The sequence below is a fragment of the Pseudomonas sp. PDM04 genome (genome assembly GCF_014851765.1).
In the GTDB taxonomy this organism is placed as follows: Bacteria; Pseudomonadota; Gammaproteobacteria; order Pseudomonadales; family Pseudomonadaceae; genus Aquipseudomonas.
Map to the genome: position 1 here is coordinate 166,297 of NZ_JACVAI010000005.1, position 19,569 is coordinate 185,865.

Annotated in this window: 20 protein-coding genes, 1 tRNA gene and 1 pseudogene; 10 read left to right on the top strand and 12 right to left on the bottom strand. The window is 60.7% G+C overall.

Features of this window, described 5'->3' with window-relative positions; translation table 11 throughout:
• Positions 1–96: 96 nt before the first annotated feature.
• A pseudogene (locus IB249_RS20410) lies at positions 97–296 on the bottom strand (DUF1016 N-terminal domain-containing protein); the annotation flags it as partial.
• Positions 297–462: 166 nt separating this feature from the next.
• Between IB249_RS20410 and IB249_RS20415 the strand changes: the two are divergent.
• Positions 463–912, top strand: coding sequence for a carboxypeptidase regulatory-like domain-containing protein (locus IB249_RS20415; RefSeq protein WP_192307519.1), 450 nt, complete (start codon positions 463–465; stop codon positions 910–912).
• 27 nt (positions 913–939) lie between these two features.
• On the opposite strand, the gene IB249_RS20420 is transcribed toward IB249_RS20415, so the two are convergent.
• The 7 genes from IB249_RS20420 to IB249_RS20450 form a co-directional block, all read right to left on the bottom strand.
• A complete protein-coding gene (locus IB249_RS20420) occupies positions 940–1,728 on the bottom strand; it encodes a TSUP family transporter (RefSeq protein WP_192307520.1) in 789 nt (262 codons plus the stop codon).
• A 64-nt stretch (positions 1,729–1,792) separates the two neighbouring features.
• The gene (locus IB249_RS20425; RefSeq protein ID WP_192307521.1) at positions 1,793–2,872 is read right to left on the bottom strand and encodes a hypothetical protein; all 1,080 of its coding nucleotides are present in this window, start codon (positions 2,870–2,872) and stop codon (positions 1,793–1,795) included.
• Positions 2,873–3,201: 329 nt separating this feature from the next.
• Positions 3,202–3,277, bottom strand: a tRNA-Phe gene (locus IB249_RS20430).
• Positions 3,278–3,380: 103 nt separating this feature from the next.
• Positions 3,381–3,653: an oxidative damage protection protein gene (locus IB249_RS20435; protein ID WP_003220737.1), complete on the bottom strand. Its 273-nt coding sequence runs from the start codon at positions 3,651–3,653 to the stop codon at positions 3,381–3,383.
• On the bottom strand, positions 3,650–4,717 hold the full coding sequence (gene mutY / locus IB249_RS20440; protein ID WP_192307522.1) for an A/G-specific adenine glycosylase: 1,068 nt from the start codon (positions 4,715–4,717) through the stop codon (positions 3,650–3,652). The genes IB249_RS20435 and mutY overlap by 4 nt, the downstream gene beginning before the upstream one ends.
• Positions 4,714–6,942: an AsmA family protein gene (locus IB249_RS20445; RefSeq protein WP_192307523.1), complete on the bottom strand. Its 2,229-nt coding sequence runs from the start codon at positions 6,940–6,942 to the stop codon at positions 4,714–4,716. The genes mutY and IB249_RS20445 overlap by 4 nt, the downstream gene beginning before the upstream one ends.
• A 77-nt stretch (positions 6,943–7,019) precedes the next feature.
• Positions 7,020–7,424, bottom strand: coding sequence for an acetyl-CoA sensor PanZ family protein (locus IB249_RS20450; protein ID WP_192307524.1), 405 nt, complete (start codon positions 7,422–7,424; stop codon positions 7,020–7,022).
• 225 nt (positions 7,425–7,649) lie between these two features.
• Here IB249_RS20450 and IB249_RS20455 point away from each other — a divergent pair, with 225 nt between their 5' ends.
• From IB249_RS20455 to IB249_RS20485, 7 genes are all read left to right on the top strand, one after another.
• Positions 7,650–9,314, top strand: coding sequence for an OFA family MFS transporter (locus IB249_RS20455; protein WP_192307525.1), 1,665 nt, complete (start codon positions 7,650–7,652; stop codon positions 9,312–9,314).
• Positions 9,315–9,583: 269 nt separating this feature from the next.
• Positions 9,584–10,177, top strand: a complete 594-nt coding sequence (gene hisB / locus IB249_RS20460; protein ID WP_024778052.1) for an imidazoleglycerol-phosphate dehydratase HisB — start codon at positions 9,584–9,586, stop codon at positions 10,175–10,177.
• A complete protein-coding gene (gene hisH / locus IB249_RS20465) occupies positions 10,177–10,815 on the top strand; it encodes an imidazole glycerol phosphate synthase subunit HisH (RefSeq protein WP_192307526.1) in 639 nt (212 codons plus the stop codon). The genes hisB and hisH overlap by 1 nt, the downstream gene beginning before the upstream one ends.
• Positions 10,816–11,073 carry a DUF2164 domain-containing protein gene (locus IB249_RS20470; RefSeq protein WP_192307527.1) on the top strand — a complete coding sequence of 86 codons (258 nt, stop codon included), beginning with the start codon at positions 10,816–10,818 and terminating at the stop codon, positions 11,071–11,073.
• Positions 11,074–11,115: 42 nt separating this feature from the next.
• Positions 11,116–11,853, top strand: a complete 738-nt coding sequence (gene hisA, locus IB249_RS20475; protein ID WP_192307528.1) for a 1-(5-phosphoribosyl)-5-[(5-phosphoribosylamino)methylideneamino]imidazole-4-carboxamide isomerase — start codon at positions 11,116–11,118, stop codon at positions 11,851–11,853.
• Positions 11,854–11,862: 9 nt separating this feature from the next.
• Positions 11,863–12,633, top strand: coding sequence for an imidazole glycerol phosphate synthase subunit HisF (hisF, locus tag IB249_RS20480; RefSeq protein WP_007897430.1), 771 nt, complete (start codon positions 11,863–11,865; stop codon positions 12,631–12,633).
• A gap of 121 nt (positions 12,634–12,754) precedes the next feature.
• Positions 12,755–13,510 (top strand): substrate-binding periplasmic protein, encoded by a 756-nt coding sequence (locus tag IB249_RS20485; RefSeq protein ID WP_192307529.1) that lies wholly within the window; start codon positions 12,755–12,757, stop codon positions 13,508–13,510.
• Between the two features lie 44 nt (positions 13,511–13,554).
• Here IB249_RS20485 and IB249_RS20490 read toward each other — a convergent pair whose 3' ends face one another.
• From IB249_RS20490 to gpmI, 4 genes are all read right to left on the bottom strand, one after another.
• Positions 13,555–14,331 carry a divergent polysaccharide deacetylase family protein gene (locus IB249_RS20490; protein WP_192307530.1) on the bottom strand — a complete coding sequence of 259 codons (777 nt, stop codon included), beginning with the start codon at positions 14,329–14,331 and terminating at the stop codon, positions 13,555–13,557.
• Between the two features lies 1 nt (position 14,332).
• Positions 14,333–15,652, bottom strand: a complete 1,320-nt coding sequence (locus tag IB249_RS20495; protein ID WP_192307531.1) for a S41 family peptidase — start codon at positions 15,650–15,652, stop codon at positions 14,333–14,335.
• Positions 15,653–15,683: 31 nt separating this feature from the next.
• Positions 15,684–16,976, bottom strand: coding sequence for a murein hydrolase activator EnvC family protein (locus IB249_RS20500; protein ID WP_192307532.1), 1,293 nt, complete (start codon positions 16,974–16,976; stop codon positions 15,684–15,686).
• Positions 16,977–17,202: 226 nt separating this feature from the next.
• A complete protein-coding gene (gene gpmI / locus IB249_RS20505) occupies positions 17,203–18,732 on the bottom strand; it encodes a 2,3-bisphosphoglycerate-independent phosphoglycerate mutase (RefSeq protein WP_192307533.1) in 1,530 nt (509 codons plus the stop codon).
• A 150-nt stretch (positions 18,733–18,882) separates the two neighbouring features.
• On the opposite strand from gpmI, the gene IB249_RS20510 reads away from it, so the two are divergent.
• Positions 18,883–19,296 (top strand): rhodanese-like domain-containing protein, encoded by a 414-nt coding sequence (locus IB249_RS20510; protein ID WP_192307534.1) that lies wholly within the window; start codon positions 18,883–18,885, stop codon positions 19,294–19,296.
• A 1-nt stretch (position 19,297) separates the two neighbouring features.
• The gene (grxC, locus tag IB249_RS20515) at positions 19,298–19,552 is read left to right on the top strand and encodes a glutaredoxin 3 (RefSeq protein ID WP_192307535.1); all 255 of its coding nucleotides are present in this window, start codon (positions 19,298–19,300) and stop codon (positions 19,550–19,552) included.
• The last annotated feature ends 17 nt before the right edge of the window (positions 19,553–19,569 follow it).

Below are 19,569 nucleotides of genomic sequence, written 5' to 3' on the forward strand. Positions count from 1 at the left end.
CCAACGATAGCCCTCGGACGGCGGGTGAACAATCCATGCGGGGTCAAAACGGTTTCTGATCGATCAGGCGCTGTTCGATGGCCGCTTGCTCTCGCGCCAGTTCTGCGCGCAGTTCCTCTCCGCTGTCATATGCCAGCGGCGTGCGTGTTCGTTATCGACGCATAGCAGCGGCGATAATGGGTCCAGCTCAATTCGCAACGCAGTGCGTCCCAAATTGGAAAGGTTTGATAAAAGTCCCGCTTGTATCGCAGGTTGCGCTCATCAAAGCCTTTCCCGAACCCCGCCGGCAGGCTTTTCGGTTTGTACTGCGGGATCGCTCCGACGGCCAGTGACGCTTGAGCAATACAGGCTGTAGTCCAAATCGCAGTGAGCCCAAGTACTAATCAGTCTGGAACTTGCCCATCGCCCTGGAAATCCAACAAGGGTAACGAATGGGTTCGAAAGAACCCGGGAGTCGCCCCCATGAAACGTTTCCATCTCCTGCTTTTACCCATCGCCGCTGTCGGTCTGTTGATGTTCCCGATTGTGCTGGAGGCTGCGAGCCTTGAGCCTGTGGACAATGCCGGTGTGCAGATTCAGCGGCAGGAACAAAATGGCGTGGCTTATCTGTCCGGCGGTATTGGCGAAGATGAGGCCAAGGCTATCCAGCAAGCGACGGGTTATAACCTGCACATGACCTTTTCCATCGGGCCGGAAGGCAAATACGTACCCGACGTCGATGTGATCGTGCAAAAGCCCCAGGGACAGCCCGTGTTGACGCTGAGCCAGGCGGGCCCCCTGGTCTACGTCCAGCTTCCGCCCGGTCGATACACGGTTGTCGCGACACGCAACGGCGAGGCGCGACATGACACGGCGGAGGTCGGCAGCGGCTCGCCTCGACAGCTGGTTTTTAACTGGAAGGGCGAGGAGTAGTTGCCGACGTGCTGCACCCGATAATCCTTAAAACGCAAATGAATGGATTATCGCGATGCGCAATGGGTTGTTTTCCATGCTCAGTAGCTTGAGGGCCAAGGCGCAGCAGACCACGATCAACATCGGTTTGATCAATCGTGGGCCGACGCGGACAGCGGCTCGTGCACCCAATTGAGCGCCAATGAAAGCTGCCAAAGCCATGGCGAGTGCGATTGGCCAGATAATCACGCCTTTGGTGATGAAAATCGAAAGGGACCCGAGATTGCACGAGGCGTTGGCGAGTTTGGTGAAACTCATCGCCCGCATCATGCCCAAGCCGCAGAGAAGGACGAATCCGACGATAAAAAAAGACCCCACTCCCGGGCCAAATACGCCGTCGTAAAACCCGAGGATCGGCGTCACGGTAAAAGAAAAAAACAGAATACCCATTCTCTTGCGCCGATCTTCATTGGCCAGCTTGGGGGCGAGCGCAAAATAGATGGCTACCAAAATCAGCATGACGGGCACGCACACTTCCAGGTAGCTCTTGTCGATGTAACTGACCAGTAAGGCCCCGCTGGCGCCGCCAATAAACCCGCAGATAATCAGGTAACGACCCTCGCGCCACTCGATCATTCCTTTGCGAGCAAAGGTTGCGGTTGCCGAGACAGTCGCCGAAGCGGCCTGAAATTTGTTTGTCGCGATGGCACTGATGGGGTCCAGGCCTGCCAGAACCAATGCAGGTAGTGTGATAAGTCCGCCGCCACCGGCAATAGCATCAAAAAATCCGGCGCAAAAGGCGACGAGCGCCAACATGCCAATTACATCCCAAGCCATTCCATTCCCTCTTCGCAGTCATTGATCGCATGATCGGTTGGTCAACAGTTCCGCTGCTCAACCATCAGCCCTTGAGCACTAACGGGTCTTCTGAAATAACGATGGGGGAGGAAAATTTCGAAAGGCCAAAAATTCGAACCAGGACACGTCTGTTGTCTTTGATGACGTCGCGACAGTGCAGAGCGCGGCAGTTATTAATGGTCATGGCTGATTCCTGAGTCAGTGCGTATTCAGCGTGAGTCGCTTCGCCGATACCTTCGCAAAGTGCGTTGTAGGCCGTTTTGACAAAGGTCGAAGCGTTGGCATTGACGGAAAAGCGATACGCGTTGAAACGGGCAGTGAAGCCAACCTTTTCGTTGAACTCCAGAATTGAAACGTTCCGGCCATCTTCACCTTTGCCGCGTACAAAGGAGTCGCTGCGGGTGAACTGGAAGTGGCTCGTGGAGAGTGCCAGGCAATTGATAGCGCCAATTTTCTCGAGTATGGGTGGCAATGGAATGACTCGGGTCGGTTCCTGCCCCGGATTCCACAAAGCGGTAAGTATGAGAGATGAGGGAGAGGGTGAGTGGCCGTCCTCTGCATCCATTGCACACCAGTAAGGCGCCTCGGTATGTGGACCGAGCGCCAGGCCGGAGTGGGAGCTCAGTTCTTTGAGAACCGGCTCGTCAGGGATTCTGATCAGTCCGCCGCCTTTGAAGTTGGCCACCAGTCGGATCAGTTTCCCTTCGTTGTCCATGTCGTAGGCGAAGGCGCTGTTATCCACCAGTTCCAGCAAGATCTGATTGCGGGCCGCCAAGCATAAGACGTCATGGCGATTTTCCAGGGATTCAAGATCCGGTAGCTCAGTTGGGGGGCTGACATTGCTGATTCTTTGCAGGCCCTCGAAGATCAGCACTGAGACAAGGCCATTCGAGTAGGCTTGCAGCAGTTCGCATTGTTGTTTCGAACAAGAGTGCTTTAACGCTGCGGCAGCGAGGGAGGCTTTTGACTTGGCTCCTGAGCTCTGCGGCCCACCGACGGCAGCCAGTTCTTCGGAAAATTGGTGCAGTAGCTTTGATTGCCAGACTTCAAAACTGAACGTTCTGATTTCGTGCTCAATAACAAACTCAGTGGTCTCAGCATCTGGTTTCATCGCGTCAGTCATTGCCTGGGTCTCAGTTGTGCATCTGCTCCCGATCATGTGGCAGATCCTTGCTGATTCTGCTCAACCCGATAATGAGCGTATGTCGTCCATTTCCGTGAAAGCACACGGAGTGCTCCGACAGTCCTGAGAGATTCTTGAGAGCGACCGACCACTCCTGCCTGAAACATTCAGGCACCCGGTCATGAGAAGCTTTGCAGGCGTTTGCTGGCGAAGCGAAAAGTTGGCGGATTGATGTTGTGTCATGTGCTCCAAGGGAGGCTTGCACCGCGCTTCATCAAATCCCAGGCATAAAAAAACCCTGAATCTTGCGATTCAGGGTTTTCGGTATTTGGTGCCCAGAGACGGAATCGAACCGCCGACACGGGGATTTTCAATCCCCTGCTCTACCGACTGAGCTATCTGGGCAACGGGGCGCATTAAACGGGTTTTTCAGGGGGTCGTCAAGCAAGTTTTCAAAAAATATTTAATTATTACCGTCGCTTACGTTCCGGCCCCCGATGCAACGGGATTATTCTGCCGGCGGAACGTAGCCTTCTGCCTTGGCGTAATCCTCGCCCGAGAAGTACTTGTCCATTTCGCCCTGCAGGTATTTGCGGTCTTCGGCGTTCATCATGTTCAAGCGCTTTTCGTTGATCAGCAGCGTCTGGTGTTTCTGCCAGTCGGCCCAGGCCTTGGCCGAGACGTGGTCGAAAATGTCCTGGCCTTTGGCGCCGGGAAACGGGGCGCGCTCCAGGGCGGGCAGTTCTTCTTTGTATTTGCGGCACATGATGGTGCGGGTCATCGGGACTCTCCTGCGTTCAATACGGCGGCCGCGCGTTCGAGCAAGGTTTTGACCGGGGCGGCAAGGCCCAGGCGCGGCGGGGTGGCGAGGTTATACCAGAGCCAGTCGGCCTCGGCCACGTGATGGCCGGCTTCCTGGACCTGAACCAGCCAGGGTTCGATGGATAACTGGAAATGGCTGAAGGTGTGCACCAGGCTCGGCAGTGCCTGTTGCGTGCCCAGTTCGAGCGAGTGCTGCGCGGCGAGGTGCGGCAGGTCGTCGAGGTCGTCGAGTTCCGGCAGGCTCCAGAGCCCGCCCCACAGCCCCGTGGAGGGGCGGCGGTAAAGCAGGATCGCGCCTTCGTCGTTGGCGAGCATCGGCATCAGTGTCCGTTTCTGTGGCACGGCCTTGCGCGGCTTGGGGATGGGGTAGCGGGTTTCCAGGCCGAGCATGTGCGCTTCGCAGCCCTTTTCCAGCGGGCACAGCAGGCAGCTCGGTTTGCTGCGGGTGCAGAGCGTGGCGCCCAGGTCCATCATCGCCTGGGTGTAGGCGTTGACCCGGTCATGGGGCGTGAAGCGTTCCGCGTTGGCCCACAGCTGTTTGGCGACCTTCGGCTCGCCCGGGTAGCCTTCCTGCGCGGTGAAGCGCGCCAGCACGCGCTTGACGTTACCGTCGAGGATCGGCGCACGCAGCCCCATGCTGATGCTGGCAATGGCGCCGGCGGTCGACAGGCCGATCCCCGGCAGCTCGACGAGCTTTTCCACGTCCCGGGGGAATTCGCCGCCATACTCGGCGACGACGATCTTTGCGGTCTTCTGCAAATTGCGCGCGCGGGTGTAGTAGCCCAGGCCGGTCCACAGGTGCAGCACTTCGTCTTCAGGAGCCGCCGCCAAGTCCTGAACCGTTGGCAGCGAGTCCATGAACCGGTCGAAGTAATTGAGCACCGTGCTCACCTGGGTTTGCTGCAGCATGATTTCCGAGACCCACACCCGGTACGGGGTGATGCCCTGTTGCCAGGGCAGGTCGTGACGGCCATGGCGGTCGTACCAGTCCAGTACCGCCGTTGAAAACTGCTCGGCCCTCATCGCTTGAACAGCCCCTTCAGTGCATTTTTCAGTTCCGGGCTGACCTTGTCGCCCAGTTTTTCGTCGATTTTTTCGCTGATCTTGTCCCCGGCCAGTTTGCTTGCGACCTGGCCCATGCGTTCGTTATCCAGACGACAGGCCTTGGCGCCCAGCTCCAGCGGACCACGGCAACGCAGGGGCCATTCGATGCCGACGAACTTGTCGCCGACCTGGCAGGCCGGGTCCGGCATGGCGCTGGTATCGCCTTCGACGATGATGCCGACGCGGTAGTCCATGCCCAGCACGCGCAAGTCGATGTCGCCATCGCCGTTGACGGTCATCCCCGGGATACGCACCTTGAGGTCCGGGTTGCTGGCCACGCCATTGCGCAAGGTCAGGTTGCCCCGGAGTTCCTGGAACGGGGTGTCCTTGCCGCGTGGCTCGCCGCTGAGGGTTTTGCGGTTGAGGGTGGCGATGCCCTTGCACAGTTGCTGTTCGAGGTTGGCATTGAGCAGCACGCCATTGTTGATGACGAAACTGGCATTGCCGTTGAGGGTGTCGATCAGCGCTTTCTGGCTGTTGCCATTGCCGGTCAGCGTGCTGTTGAGCGTGACCAGGCCCTTGACCGGCGGCTTTTTACCCTGGCTTTCGAGGATCTTTTCCGCCGGCACTTTGCTGATGTTGGTCTGCAGGTTCAGGGCCGGCACGTCCTGGCGCACGTCGAGGGTGGCCTTGGTCTCGAAGTTGCCGTCGTACAGGTCGCCGCGCAGGTTTTCCAGGGTCAGCAGGCCCTGTTTGCCATTGGCTTTGAGCACGGCGTTCTGGATCGGCAGTTTTTCCAGGGTCAGTTGGCCAAATGTCAGGTCTGCCTCGACATCGAGTTTGCGCAAGCGCTCCACCGGCAACAGGCGTTCGGTGCTCCAGGCGCCTTTGGTCGGTTTGTCCGGCAGCGGCGTGCTGCCACTGCCGGCCATGGCGTCGGCTTCGGTGCTAGCCACTTCGGCCTGGCGCACTTGCGTTGCGCTGTTGGCTTCGGCGGATTTGGGCGGCAGGTAGCGGTCGACGTTGAACGTATCGGCCTTGAGCACCGCGCGCAGCGATTGCCGGGCGAAATCCTCGACGGCGATCCGGCCGCTGAAGCTGCTGTCATCGATTTTCAGGTTGATGTTGTCCAGCGACAGGCTGGTGGGCGTGGCGGCCACGCGGCTGACCAGTTCGACCTTGCTCAGGCTGCCCTCGGCCATGGCCGGGAGTTGCTGGCCGATGCTGTCGATGAATTTCGCCAGGTCCAGTTGTGCAATGGAAATGCCGCCATTGATTTGCGGCGTCTTGTCGAGATCGTTGACCTTCAGTTCGCCCAGGGCGCGCAACTGGTTGGCGGAAATCTTGATGCCGGTCCATTCGGCGACGTTCGCTGCTTTATCCAGCAACAACTGCCCTTGGGCGGCAAAGGTCACGGTTTTGCCTTGCAGCGGATCGCCGGCCACTTCCCCGGACAACTTCATGTCTTCGAATTTGTAGCGTTGCAAGGCGCGTTCGAAGCGCAGTTCGCCGTTGAGTTCGGTGCGCACCCGCAGGACTGGCTGATTGCTGCCAAGGAAGGCAGTGAGCTTGACCGGGATATTGGTGGAGTCATGGACCGGGCCGGTGCTCAGTTGGATGCTTTCGGCGCTGAATTGCTTGCCGGTCTGTTCGTCGTTGTATTCGACCCGGGCGTTGTTGACGGTCAGGCTGTCGATGTCCAGACGAACCGGTTGCGCCGGTTTTTCCGCCTGTGCGGTGGTTTGTGGGGCTGGGGCAGGCTCGTCCGGGGTGGCGGGCGTGGCTGGATTGGCGGTGGCGGGGACCTTGCCGATGTCCTCCCAGTTGCCATGGCCGTCCTTGTCGCGGTTCAGGCGCAGGTTCAGGCCTTCGACACGCACGTCGCTCATCTGGACTTCGCGGCGCAGCAATGGCAATACACGCACCGACAGGCCGAGCATCTGCAAGTCGGCGAAGGGCTCGTTGGGCTTGGCCAGGGTCGCAACACTGGCTTCGTGCAATTCCAGGCCCAGCCACGGGAACAGGCTCCAGCCGATGTCGCCATTGAGCGTCAGCTCGATGTGGGCCTTGTTGCGGGCAATCTGGCGAATTTCGTCTTTGTAGTCGTTGGGATCGAAGAGGTGGGTCAGGGCGAAGCCCAGCGCCACAATGATCAGCAACAGCCCGAGAAGCACCAGACCCAGGATTTTGCCGAACGCTTTCATGGGCGAGTCCTTGTAGTTAGTCGAATTCGAATTTAGCCGGGGAGTATAGCGCTCAGAAGTGGACGATCGGTCATCGATCAGTCCGGCGACACATCCAGCGGCACTTTCAGTTTGGCTGCCAGTGCCTGGGCTTCAAGGTGCCCGGCCGGGGCCAGCAGTCGTAATGTCGCACCCGATTGCGACGCCATTTTCCGTGCTTCGTTCACCATTCGCTCGGCGACCCCACGGCGGCGGGTGATTTTTCGTACACACAGATGAGAGAGATGCCAGACGTCCTGGCGCCTCTCCAGGCGTGCCGCGCCCAAGAGCCGGTCATTGAAGCGGCCACCGATCAGGGCACCGTCCCGCAGGCCGCTTTCGATCAGTTGTGCGTCGTCGTCGAATGGCGCAAACAGCCACGGCGGCGCGTCGCGATAGATCTTCTGCAGATCCTGCTGATCCTGGCAGGTGAATTCGTTCAGCGGCTCGACAACGATCGGCATGGCGGTTCCTTCACGGGGGGCGAAAGCAGGTGACTTTGCAAAAGTGATATCAGATTGCTTTTTCTGTCACGCGCAAATGGTAACCTCTGCGGGTTCGTCCGTCCTTCTGCGACCTGATGTCGCACCAAAATGGAGCTTCACCCTGCAAAAAACAGTCATGCGTGCGCATAAAGGCTGAGGGTGAGGAGTGGCTGGCGAACCATTCTAATAATTGGGGGATACCTAATGAGCACTAGCACTGCGGCGGGCGGCATCAGCGCCGACCAGCCCTCGTTCCTGTCCAAGGAACGCATTATCGCCAAGCCCGGTTTCAACCGCTGGCTGGTACCACCGGCCGCGTTGGCCATCCACCTTTGCATCGGCATGGCCTATGGCTTCTCGGTGTTCTGGCTGCCGTTGTCCAAGGCCCTGGGCGTGACCCAGGCCGTGGCCTGTTCACCTGACATGAGCTTCATCGCGCAGGTTTTCTCCTCGCAATGCGACTGGCCGATCTCGATGCTCGGCTGGATCTACACCCTGTTCTTCATCTTCCTGGGCTGCTCGGCAGCGATCTGGGGCGGCTGGCTGGAACACGCCGGGCCGCGCAAGGCGGGTGTCGTTTCCGCCCTGTGCTGGTGTGGTGGTCTGCTGATTTCGGCGCTGGGCGTGTACACGCACCAGATCTGGCTGATGTGGATCGGTTCTGGTGTGATTGGCGGTATCGGCCTGGGCCTGGGTTACATCTCGCCGGTGTCGACCCTGATCAAGTGGTTCCCGGACAAGCGCGGCATGGCGACCGGCATGGCAATCATGGGTTTCGGCGGTGGCGCGATGGTCGGTGCTCCGCTGGCTGCCGCCCTGATGAGCCACTTCGCTTCGCCAACCAGCGTGGGCGTGTGGCAGAGCTTCCTGGTGATGGCCGCGATCTATTTCGTGTTCATGATCGGCGGCGCACTGTCCTACCGTGTCCCGCCAACCGGCTGGAAGCCTGAAGGCTGGACCGCTCCGGTGAAAAAAGCGGCCAACGCGATGATCACCCACCGTCACGTTCACGTGAACGTGGCGTGGAAAACCCCGCAATTCCGCCTGGTATGGCTGGTGCTGTGCCTGAACGTTTCCGCCGGTATCGGCATCCTCGGCATGGCTTCGCCGCTGCTGCAGGAAGTGTTCGCCGGCAAGCTGCTGGGCACTGACCAGACGTTTGGCCAGCTGGACGCCGGTCAACTGGCCGCGATTGCCGCCATTGCCGCCGGTTTCACCGGTTTGCTGAGCCTGTTCAACATCGGCGGCCGGTTCTTCTGGGCCTCGTTCTCGGACTATCTGGGCCGTAAAAACACTTACTTCGTGTTCTTCGCCCTGGGTTTTGCCCTGTACGCGCTGATCCCGAACCTCGGCCACCTGGGCAACGTTGCGCTGTTCGTGGCGGCGTTCTGCATCATCCTGTCGATGTACGGCGGTGGTTTCGCGACGGTTCCTGCCTATCTGGCGGACCTGTTCGGCACACAAATGGTCGGTGCCATCCACGGTCGTCTGCTGACCGCGTGGGCGGCGGCGGGCGTACTGGGTCCGGTGCTGGTCAACTACCTGCGTGAATATCAGTTGAGCATCGGCGTCGAACGCGCTGCGGCCTACGACATCACCCTGTACATCCTCGCGGGCCTGCTGGTGCTGGGTTTCATCTGCAACCTGCTGGTGCGCCCGGTGGCCGACAAGTACTTCATGACCGACGCTGAACTGGCCGCCGAACAGGCGCTGGGCCACGACAAGGGTGCCGATGCCAGCACCGTGCTGGAGTGGAAAGCGGCTCCGGGCACCAAGCCACTGGCGATTGCCGCGTGGCTGGTGGTGGGCATTCCGTTGGCGTGGGGCATCTGGGTGACCCTGCAGAAAACGGCAGTGCTGTTCCACTAAGCAATCGGTAACGCAACGCCCTTGTGGGAGCGAGCCTGCTCGCGATAGCGGTCTGACAGTCGGTAGCGATATCGAATGTGCTGGCCCCTTCGCGAGCAGGCTCGCTCCCACATTTGTCTGGTGTGTTTTTCAATTGGCTTGTATGGACAGGTACATCCTCGGCAGCCGTGAATTCACTCCGTCAGCGATATCGCCTCTCGTGTTTCTGTTTCCGGCCCGCACGCCTATAATGGCTGCCTTTTTCGCCCAATGATTTTGCGGAGCTGGTGATGGCCGAACGTAAGGCGTCAGTCGAGCGCGACACTCTGGAAACCCAGATCAAAGCCTCGATCAACCTGGATGGCACCGGAAAGGCCCGATTTGATATCGGTGTTCCTTTTCTTGAGCACATGCTGGACCAGATCGCCCGTCACGGGCTGATCGACCTGGATATTGTCAGCAAGGGCGACCTGCATATCGATGACCACCACACGGTGGAAGACGTCGGTATCACCCTGGGTCAGGCCTTTACCCAAGCCATCGGCGACAAGAAGGGCATCCGCCGCTATGGCCATGCCTACGTGCCGCTCGATGAAGCGCTATCGCGCGTGGTGATCGACTTCTCCGGCCGTCCGGGCCTGCAGATGCATGTGCCGTATACCCGCGCCACCGTCGGCGGCTTCGACGTTGACCTGTTCCAGGAGTTCTTCCAGGGCTTCGTCAACCACGCCAACGTCACCCTGCACATCGACAACCTGCGTGGGCACAACACCCACCACCAGATCGAGACCGTGTTCAAGGCTTTCGGGCGCGCACTGCGCATGGCCGTTGAGCTCGATGACCGCATGGCCGGTCAGATGCCATCGACCAAGGGCGTCCTGTAATGCAGACGGTTGCGGTTATCGATTACGGCATGGGCAACCTGCACTCGGTGGCCAAGGCCCTCGAGCACGTCGGTGCCGGCAAGGTCCTGATCACCAGCGATGCCAACGTGATTCGCGAGGCCGACCGGGTCGTGTTTCCCGGTGTGGGCGCGATTCGCGATTGCATGGCGGAGATCCGTCGCCTGGGCTTCGACACGCTGGTGCGTGAAGTCAGCCAGGACCGTCCGTTCCTCGGCATCTGCGTCGGCATGCAAGCCTTGCTCGACAGCAGCGAGGAGAACGACGGCGTCGACTGCATCGGCCTGTTTCCCGGCGCGGTGAAGTTCTTCGGCAAGGACCTGCACGAAGACGGCGAGCACCTGAAGGTGCCGCACATGGGCTGGAACGAAGTGAAACAGGCGGTCAATCACCCGCTGTGGCATGACATTCCGGACCTGGCGCGTTTCTATTTCGTGCACAGCTACTACATCGACGCCGCCAACGCGCGTCAGGTGGTGGGTCGCGGGCACTATGGGGTCCATTTCGCCGCAGCGCTGGCCGACGGCTCGCGTTTCGCCGTGCAGTTCCACCCGGAGAAAAGCCATACACATGGCCTGCAATTGCTGCAGAACTTCGCGGCGTGGGATGGTCGCTGGTAAATGGCGGTCAAGAAAAAACCGCCGATCCTGACCCTCACGCCCGAACAGGAGCGCGAGGCCAGTCACAAGATCCAGCGGTTCATGGAGGACCGCTTCGAACTGGACCTGGGTTCGTTCGAGGCGGCTGAAATCCTTGAGCTGTTTACCCGTGAAATTGCTCCGCACTATTACAACAGGGCGATTTTCGATGTGCAGACGCACCTCAAGGAGAGGTTCGAAAGCATCGAAAGCGACCTGTGGGCGCTCGAGAAAAACTGATTTCCGAGCGAAGCTGAACAATCGAATTTGAAGGTTTGCCAGATGCTGATTATTCCCGCTATCGATCTTAAAGACGGTGCCTGTGTGCGTCTGCGCCAAGGCCGCATGGAAGATTCCACGGTGTTCTCCGATGACCCGGTGAGCATGGCTGCCAAGTGGGTGGAGGGCGGTTGCCGTCGTCTGCATCTGGTCGACCTCAATGGTGCCTTCGAAGGCCAGCCGGTCAACGGCGAAGTAGTCACCGCCATCGCCAGGCGCTACCCGAACCTGCCGATCCAGATCGGCGGCGGCATCCGTTCCCTGGACACCATCGAGCACTACGTCAAGGCAGGTGTGAGCTACGTGATCATCGGCACCAAGGCGGTGAAGGATCCAGCCTTCGTCACCGAAGCTTGCCGCGCGTTCCCGGGCAAGGTGATCGTCGGTCTCGACGCCAAGGACGGTTTTGTCGCCACCGACGGCTGGGCTGAAATCAGCACCGTCCAGGTGATCGACCTGGCCAGGCAGTTCGAGGCCGACGGCGTGTCCGCCATCGTCTACACCGACATCGCCAAAGACGGCATGATGCAGGGCTGCAACGTGCCGTTCACCGCCGCGCTGGCGGCTGCCACGAAAATCCCGGTGATCGCCTCGGGCGGCATCCACAACCTGGGTGACATCAAGTCGCTGCTCGACGCCAGGGCGCCGGGCATCATCGGTGCGATCACCGGTCGCGCGATCTACGAAGGCACCCTCGACGTCGCCGAAGCGCAAGCTTTCTGCGATTCGTACAAAGGCTGAGGACTGACCATGGCGCTGGCCAAACGCATCATCCCTTGCCTGGACGTGGACAACGGCCGGGTCGTCAAAGGTGTGAAGTTCGAGAACATCCGCGATGCCGGCGACCCGGTGGAAATCGCCCGTCGCTACGACGAGCAGGGTGCCGATGAGATTACCTTTCTCGACATCACTGCCAGCGTCGATGGCCGCGACACCACGCTGCACACTGTCGAGCGCATGGCCAGCCAGGTGTTCATCCCGCTGACCGTCGGCGGCGGCGTGCGCACCGTGCAGGACATTCGCAACCTGCTCAATGCCGGCGCGGACAAGGTGTCGATCAACACTGCCGCAGTGTTCAACCCGGAATTCGTCGGCGAAGCGGCCCAGCACTTCGGCTCGCAGTGCATCGTCGTGGCCATCGACGCGAAGAAGGTGTCCGGGCCTGGCGAAACGCCGCGCTGGGAAATCTTCACCCATGGCGGGCGCAAGCCGACCGGTCTCGACGCTGTCGAGTGGGCGAAGAAAATGGAAGGCCTGGGCGCCGGTGAAATCCTGCTGACCAGCATGGACCAGGACGGCATGAAAAACGGTTTCGACCTGGGCGTCACCCGGGCCATCAGCGACGCCCTGGGCATTCCGGTGATCGCGTCCGGCGGCGTCGGCAACCTGCAACATCTGGCCGATGGCATTCTCGAAGGCCACGCCAGTGCGGTGCTGGCGGCGAGTATTTTCCACTTCGGCGAATACACCGTGCAGGAAGCCAAGGCCTACATGGCGCATCGCGGGATCGTGATGCGCTGAAGCGCCCGCCCTCGGCGCATGCAGTTCCGGGGGCTGGCCATGCAATGAGATCAAAAGGCCAGTAGACAGCGTCACACGCTCAGGGCACTCTTGGGTACGCCATGGATTTCGGTAGCCAGACATGTTCAAACGCCTTCTTCTTGCCCTCACCAGTGCCTCGCTCCTGTTGGTTGGCGGCGCGCACGCTGCGGATCACCCCGGTTCCGGGCTGGTGTTGCTAACGGAAAACTTCCCACCCTACAACATGGCCAGGAATGGCAAGAACTTCGCCCAGGACGAGAACATCAACGGCATCGCCGTGGACATCGTCCGCGAGATTTTCAAGCGCGCCGGAATTTCCTACAGCCTGACGCTGCGTTTCCCATGGGAGCGCATCTACAAGCTTGCCCTCGAAAAACCAGGCTACGGCGTGTTCGTGATGGCGCGGCTGCCGGACCGCGAGAAGCTGTTCAAGTGGGTCGGTCCGATTGGCCCGGATGACTGGATCATGCTGGCCAAGGCCGACAGCAAGATCACCCTGGAAACCCTGGACGATGCGCGCAAGTACAAGATCGGCGCGTACAAGGGCGATGCGATTGCCGAGACCCTGGCCAAGCAGGGGTTGAAGCCGATCGTCGTGCTGCGCGACCAGGACAACGCGAAGAAGCTCACCAGCGGACAGATCGACTTGTGGGCCACGGGCGACCCGGCCGGGCGCTACCTGGCGCGTCAGGATGGCGTGACCGGGCTCAAGACCGTGCTGCGCTTCAACAGTGCCGAGCTGTACCTGGCGTTGAACAAGGACGTGCCGGACGAGACCGTCGCCAAGCTGCAGGCCGCGCTCGATCAGTTGCGCAAGGACGGCGTGGTGGATGAGATCATGGCGCGGTATCTCTGACCGCGAATCCTGAAAAAATCCACAGTGGACTTGCAGGCGGCAAACTAGCGGTACACCCCATCCTTGCCATGCGCCGCCGTTGCCTTGTTGCTGCGCACGCTGATCATCAATTTGATGTCGATCCAGTCAATGCCCTGGGCCTTCAGCTTCGGCAGCTCGCGCTCCAGCACCGCCAGGGTCTGTGGATACGGGTGACCGATCATCACCGCCGACCCCTGCTTGCGCGCCAGGTTGATCGCCGTCTGCAGTTGGGTGTAGATCGCCGCTTCCGTGCGTTCGTCGTCCAGGAACACATCCCGTGAAACGCTCGCCAACCCGATTTTCTGCGCCTGGGCGGCGGCCACGGTCTGCGCGCTGGTACGGCTGTCGACGAAGAACTTGTGCCGCTGCTGCAAGTCGGCCATCAACCACGCCATGGCGGCGGGTTGCGCGGTCATGCGACTGCCCATGTGGTTGTTGATCCCGGCGGTATAGGGCACGGCCTTGAACGCTGCGTTCAGGCGTTTTTCCAGTTCGTCGATGGGCAGGTCGGGGTGCCAGGCGAACGGGCCGGTGGCCGGGTCCATGGGCATGTGCAGGATGACGATCTTGCCGGCGCGGTGGGCTTCGCGGGCAAATTCGGCAGCGTGGGGCGTGTCGGGCATGATCGCCGTGGTCACCGGGCCGGGCAGGGCGAGTACGCGGCGATCCCGGGGCAGGTTTTGCCCCAGGTCATCGATGATCAGGCTCAGATAGGCCTTTTGCGGGGCTGCCGTGGCGGGCGTTGCGTGAGCAACACCCGCCAGGCAGGCCAGCAGGCCGAAGAGCAACCGCAGGCGCATCTCAGCGGCCGGAGGTGATGCTCAGCCCTTTGAGCAGGCTCAGGGCCTGGGCCAATTGGTAATCGTCATCCTGCGGCATGGCCTTGGCCTTGGCGCCGGAGCCGGTCGGTTTGTCGGCGCCGCCGTTGCCGTTGCCCAGGTGACCTTGCAGGTCGGCTTCCTTGAAGTACTCGCTGTCCTGTTCGTTGGTGATCTTGGCCTTGCGCACCTCGATATCCGGAACGATGCCCTGGGCCTGGATCGAGCGACCGTTTGGCGTGAAGTACAGCGCCGTGGTGATCTTCAGGGCGCGGTCGTTGTTCAGTGGCAGCACGGTTTGCACCGAGCCCTTGCCGAAGCTGGTGGTGCCCATGACCACGGCACGCTTCTGGTCTTGCAAGGCGCCGGCGACGATTTCCGAGGCCGAGGCGCTGCCGCCGTTGATCAGCACAACCAGAGGCACCGCTTCGCTTTCGTCCTTGCCGGTGGCGGAGAAGCGCAGCTCGGAATTGGCGATGCGACCCTTGGTGTAAACGATCAGTCCCTTGGTGATGAAGTGATCGACCACTTCCACGGCTGCCTGCAGCACGCCACCCGGGTTGTTGCGCAGGTCGAGGATGATGCCGTTGAGCTTTTTGCCGTTGTCCTTGCGCAGCTTGGCCAGGGCCTTGGAGACTTCCTCGCCGGTCTTGACCTGGAACTGGGTGATGCGGATATAGCCGTAGCCGGACTCCAGCAACTGCGCCTTCACGCTCTTCACCTGAATGATGGCGCGCGACAGGGTCACGTCGAACGGCGTACCGCCATCGCGGACCAGGGTCAGGGTGATTTTCTGGCCGATCTTGCCGCGCATCTTGTCCACGGCTTCGGTCATGCTCTGGCCGCGTGTCGGCTGGCCGTTGATCTTGACGATGAAGTCGCCGGCCTGGATGCCTGCTTTTGAAGCGGGGGTGTCATCGATCGGCGACACTACCTTGATGAAGCCGTCTTCGGCGCCGACTTCGATGCCCAGGCCGCCGAACTCGCCACTGGTGCTTTCCTGCAACTCGGCAAAGTCTTCCGGGCCCAGGTACGCGGAGTGCGGGTCGAGGTTGCTGAGCATGCCCTTGATGGCGTTTTCCAGCAGGGTCTTGTCATCCACCGGTTCGACATAGGCGGCCTTGATCCGGTCCATGACCTCGGCAAAGGTGCGCAACTCATCCAGCGGCAATGGCGCCTTGGCGGTGGCTGCGGCGCCAGCCGGTGCGACCGCCGGAGCTGGTTGAGCAGCGAACGCCAATGGCGCGCCGATCACCAGGGCGATCGTCAGGGCTAGCGAGGTAAGACGGGACAAATGCAGCATGTCGAACGAACTCCTGAATTAGGCGGCACGCTTATCCTTGCGCGCGGCACCATTGCGCCGGATCACTGGGGTGACCCTGCTGACGAATAGCGAAATACAACGCCGGCGTGTCCTGCCCGCCACTGTTACCGACAGTGGAGATGGACTCACCGGCTTTTACCACGTCACCCGCAGACTTGAGCAGCGTCTGGTTGTGACCGTAAAGACTCAAGTAACCGTTGCCGTGGTCAAGGATCACCAGCAAGCCGGCACCGCGCAACCAGTCGGCGAACACGACGCGGCCGCCGTGCACCGCGTGCACCTGGCTGCCGGCGGAGGCGCCGATCATCACGCCATCCCACTTGGTGCGCGAATCGTCGCCACGGGTTTCACCGAAGCGCGCCAGCAGTCGACCATCAACCGGCCATGGAAGTTTGCCGCGCGTTGAAGCAAAAGGGCCGCCGAAGGTTTCGCCTGAGCTGGAAACCAGCGCGCCGGGTGTCGATCGGGTGATTTTACGTGGGGCGTCAGTGGCCTCTGCGTCAGCCTGAGCCTCACGTAAACGCTTTTTTTCGGCTTCCTGCTGGGCGATCAGCGCTTTCTGCCGCGCTTCCTCTGCCTCACGGGCCTGGCGAGCCAGGGTTTCCTCGATGGTTTTAAGGACTTTAGACAGGTCCGCCTGATCCTGCTCACGGGCGGCGAGCTTCTGGTCACGCGCCTTGACGTCGTCGTTGAGCTTGGCCAGGACTTGCTGGCGCTCCTTGCGAACCTTCTCGAGTTCCTCGCGCTGGCTGTCGAGATCGCTCTTCTGCACCAGCAATTGCGCTTGCTGCAAGCCGATGTCTTTTTCGACGTTGGCCAGTTGGCGCAGGGTTTCGTTGAAATTCTTCAACTGCTCCAGGCGGGCCTGGCTCAGGTAGTCGTAATAGGTCAGGGTGCGGGCGAATTTTTCCGGATTCTGCTGGTTGAGCAGCAGTTTCAAATACTCCTGCCGGCCATTCTGATAGGCCGCGCGGGCCTGGATGGCGATCAGTCGTTGCTGTTCAGTGCGCGCGCTCTGGAGTTTTTTTTTCTCGGCATCGAGTCGTTGCAACTCGGATTCGCTTTTCTTCAGCTCTTTTTGCAGGGTTTCGACCTGCTTCTCGAGCTTGCCCATCTCGGTTTCGGTGCCCTTGAGGTCTTTCTGGACCCCGGACTTTTCTTCCTGGAGCTTGCCCAGCAGTTTTTTCAGCTCGGCAATGTCCTGACGCGTGGCGTCCAACTGTTGTTGGGTTTGCGCGCGCTCGTCAGCAAAGGCCGGTTGGAGCAGGCAAGTCAGAGCAAGGGCTATCAGGACGCGAAGCATAGAGGCGGGCGGCACCAGGGTAAGGGACGGCCTAGTATGCCCGCCATACGCTGCAAAAAAAACGCCCAATTGGGGCTGTGTGATAACTGGCGGAAAAAACACCGTGAACCGGTGTGGGGGCGAGCCTGCTCGCGATGGCGTCAGGTCAGTCAACCGGTTGCCGGCGGACCCTGCGTCATCGCGAGCAGGCCCGCTCGCACAAGGGTTTCACGGTGGTGAAGGCGGTCTACACCAGAATCGAAGTTCCGGTCATTTCCGCCGGTTTTTCCAGGCCCATCAGCTTGAGCATGGTGGGCGCCACGTCTGCCAGGACGCCGCCTTGGCGAACCTTGAAGTCACGCTTGCCTACATAGATGAACGGCACCGGCTCGGTGGTGTGGGCGGTGTGAGCCTGGTGGGTTTCCTCGTCGGCCATTTTCTCGACGTTGCCGTGGTCGGCGGTGATCAGCGCCTCGCCGCCGACTTTCTCCAGCGCGTCGACGATGCGGCCAACGCACAGGTCCAGGCATTCCACGGCCTTCACCGCTGCTTCGAACACGCCGCTGTGGCCGACCATGTCGCCGTTGGCGTAGTTGACCACGATGACGTCGTAACGCTGCTGTTCGATGGCATCGACGATGCGGTCGGTGACTTCCGGTGCGCTCATTTCCGGCTGCAGGTCGTAGGTGGCGACTTTCGGCGACGGTATCAGGATGCGTTCTTCGCCCGGGAACGGTTCTTCACGGCCGCCGGAGAAGAAGAAGGTGACGTGGGCGTATTTCTCGGTTTCGGCAATACGCAGTTGGGTCTTGCCGTTTTTCGCCAGGTAGTCGCCCAGCACGTTGTCCAGGCTGCCGGCGGCGAAGGCCGAGGGGGCAGGGATGCTGGCAGCGTACTGAGTCAGCATGACGTAACCGGCCAGTTTCGGCTGGCGGCTGCGTTCGAATTCCTTGAAATCGTCCTCGACGAACACCCGCGTCAGTTCACGGGCGCGGTCGGCGCGGAAGTTCATGAACACCACGGCATCGCCGTCTTCGACCTTCACCGGTTCGCCGATGGTGGTGGCTTTGACGAACTCGTCGCTCTCGCCACGTTCGTACGCCGCCTGAAGGCCTTCCTGGGCGGTGGCGGCGTTGAACTGGCCGTTGCCGTCAACGATCAGGTTGTAGGCCTGGGCCACGCGGTCCCAGCGGTTGTCACGGTCCATGGCGAAGTAGCGGCCAATCAGGCTGGCGATCCGGCCTTTGCCGAGGGCCTGGAACGTCGCGTCGAGCAGCTCGATGGACGACTCGGCGCTTTTCGGCGGTGTGTCACGACCATCGAGGAAGGCGTGCAGGTAGATTTTTTCGGCGCCGCGCTTGAAGGCGAGCTCCGCCATGGCGATCAGGTGATCCTGGTGGCTGTGCACGCCGCCATCGGACAGCAGGCCCATGAAATGCACGGCCTTGCCAGCTGCCACGGCTTTATCCACGGCGGCGCAGATGGTCGGGTTCTCGAAGAATTCGCCGTCGCGGATCGATTTGGTCACGCGGGTGAAGTCCTGATACACCACGCGGCCGGCGCCAAGGTTCATGTGGCCGACCTCGGAGTTGCCCATCTGACCGTCCGGCAAGCCGACATCCATGCCGCTGCCCGAGATCAGTCCGTTCGGTACGGTGGCGCACAGGCGGTCCAGTACGGGCTTCTTGGCCGCCAACACGGCGTTGGACTCAGGGCTATCGCTGTGACCGAAGCCGTCGAGAATGATCAGGACCAAAGGTTTAGGCGTGGTAGTCATGGATTCGACTCGTGGCTGAATAAGAGGGCGATGCAAAAGGGAGTAGGAGTTTAAAGCGAAGTTCCGGCCACGTCACCGCCGGACGGGGTTTGGCCCACCATAGTGGCTGTGTATACTGGCCGACATTTTAACGCCCTGGAACCTCCTTCGATGGTTGCTCACCTGATTGAATTTGCCACTAACCACTATCTGCTCGTCGGTCTCTTCATCGTGCTGCTGGCGCTGCTGGTCGCTTATCAGATGCAAGGCGGCGGCCGTAGCCTGAGCACCGGCGAACTGACGGGCCTGGTCAACAAGGACGCCGGTGTCGTCATCGACATCCGTGCGGCCAAGGATTTCGCCGCCGGTCACATCGTCGGTGCGCTGAACATTCCCCATGACAAGCTGGCCGCGCGTATCGGCGAGCTGGAAAAGCACAAGGCCAAGACCATCATCCTGGTCGATGCCATGGGTCAGACTGCCGGCACGCATGCCCGCGAACTGATGAAGTCCGGCTTCACCGCCGCCAAGCTGTCCGGCGGTATTTCCAGCTGGAAAGGCGACAACCTGCCGCTGGTGAAGTGATATGAGCAACGTCGTCGTCTATTCCAGCGATTACTGCCCTTATTGCTCGCGAGCCAAGTACCTGCTCGAGAACAAAGGCGTGGCCTTCGAAGAGATCAAGGTCGATGGCAAGCCACAGGTGCGCGCCGCCATGGCCCAGAAAGCCGGCCGGACCTCCGTGCCGCAGATCTGGATCGGCGAACGCCACGTGGGTGGCTGTGATGATTTGTTTGCCCTGGAGCGCGCCGGCAAGCTCGACGCCCTGCTCAAGGCCTGAATGCCCTCCCTACAAGC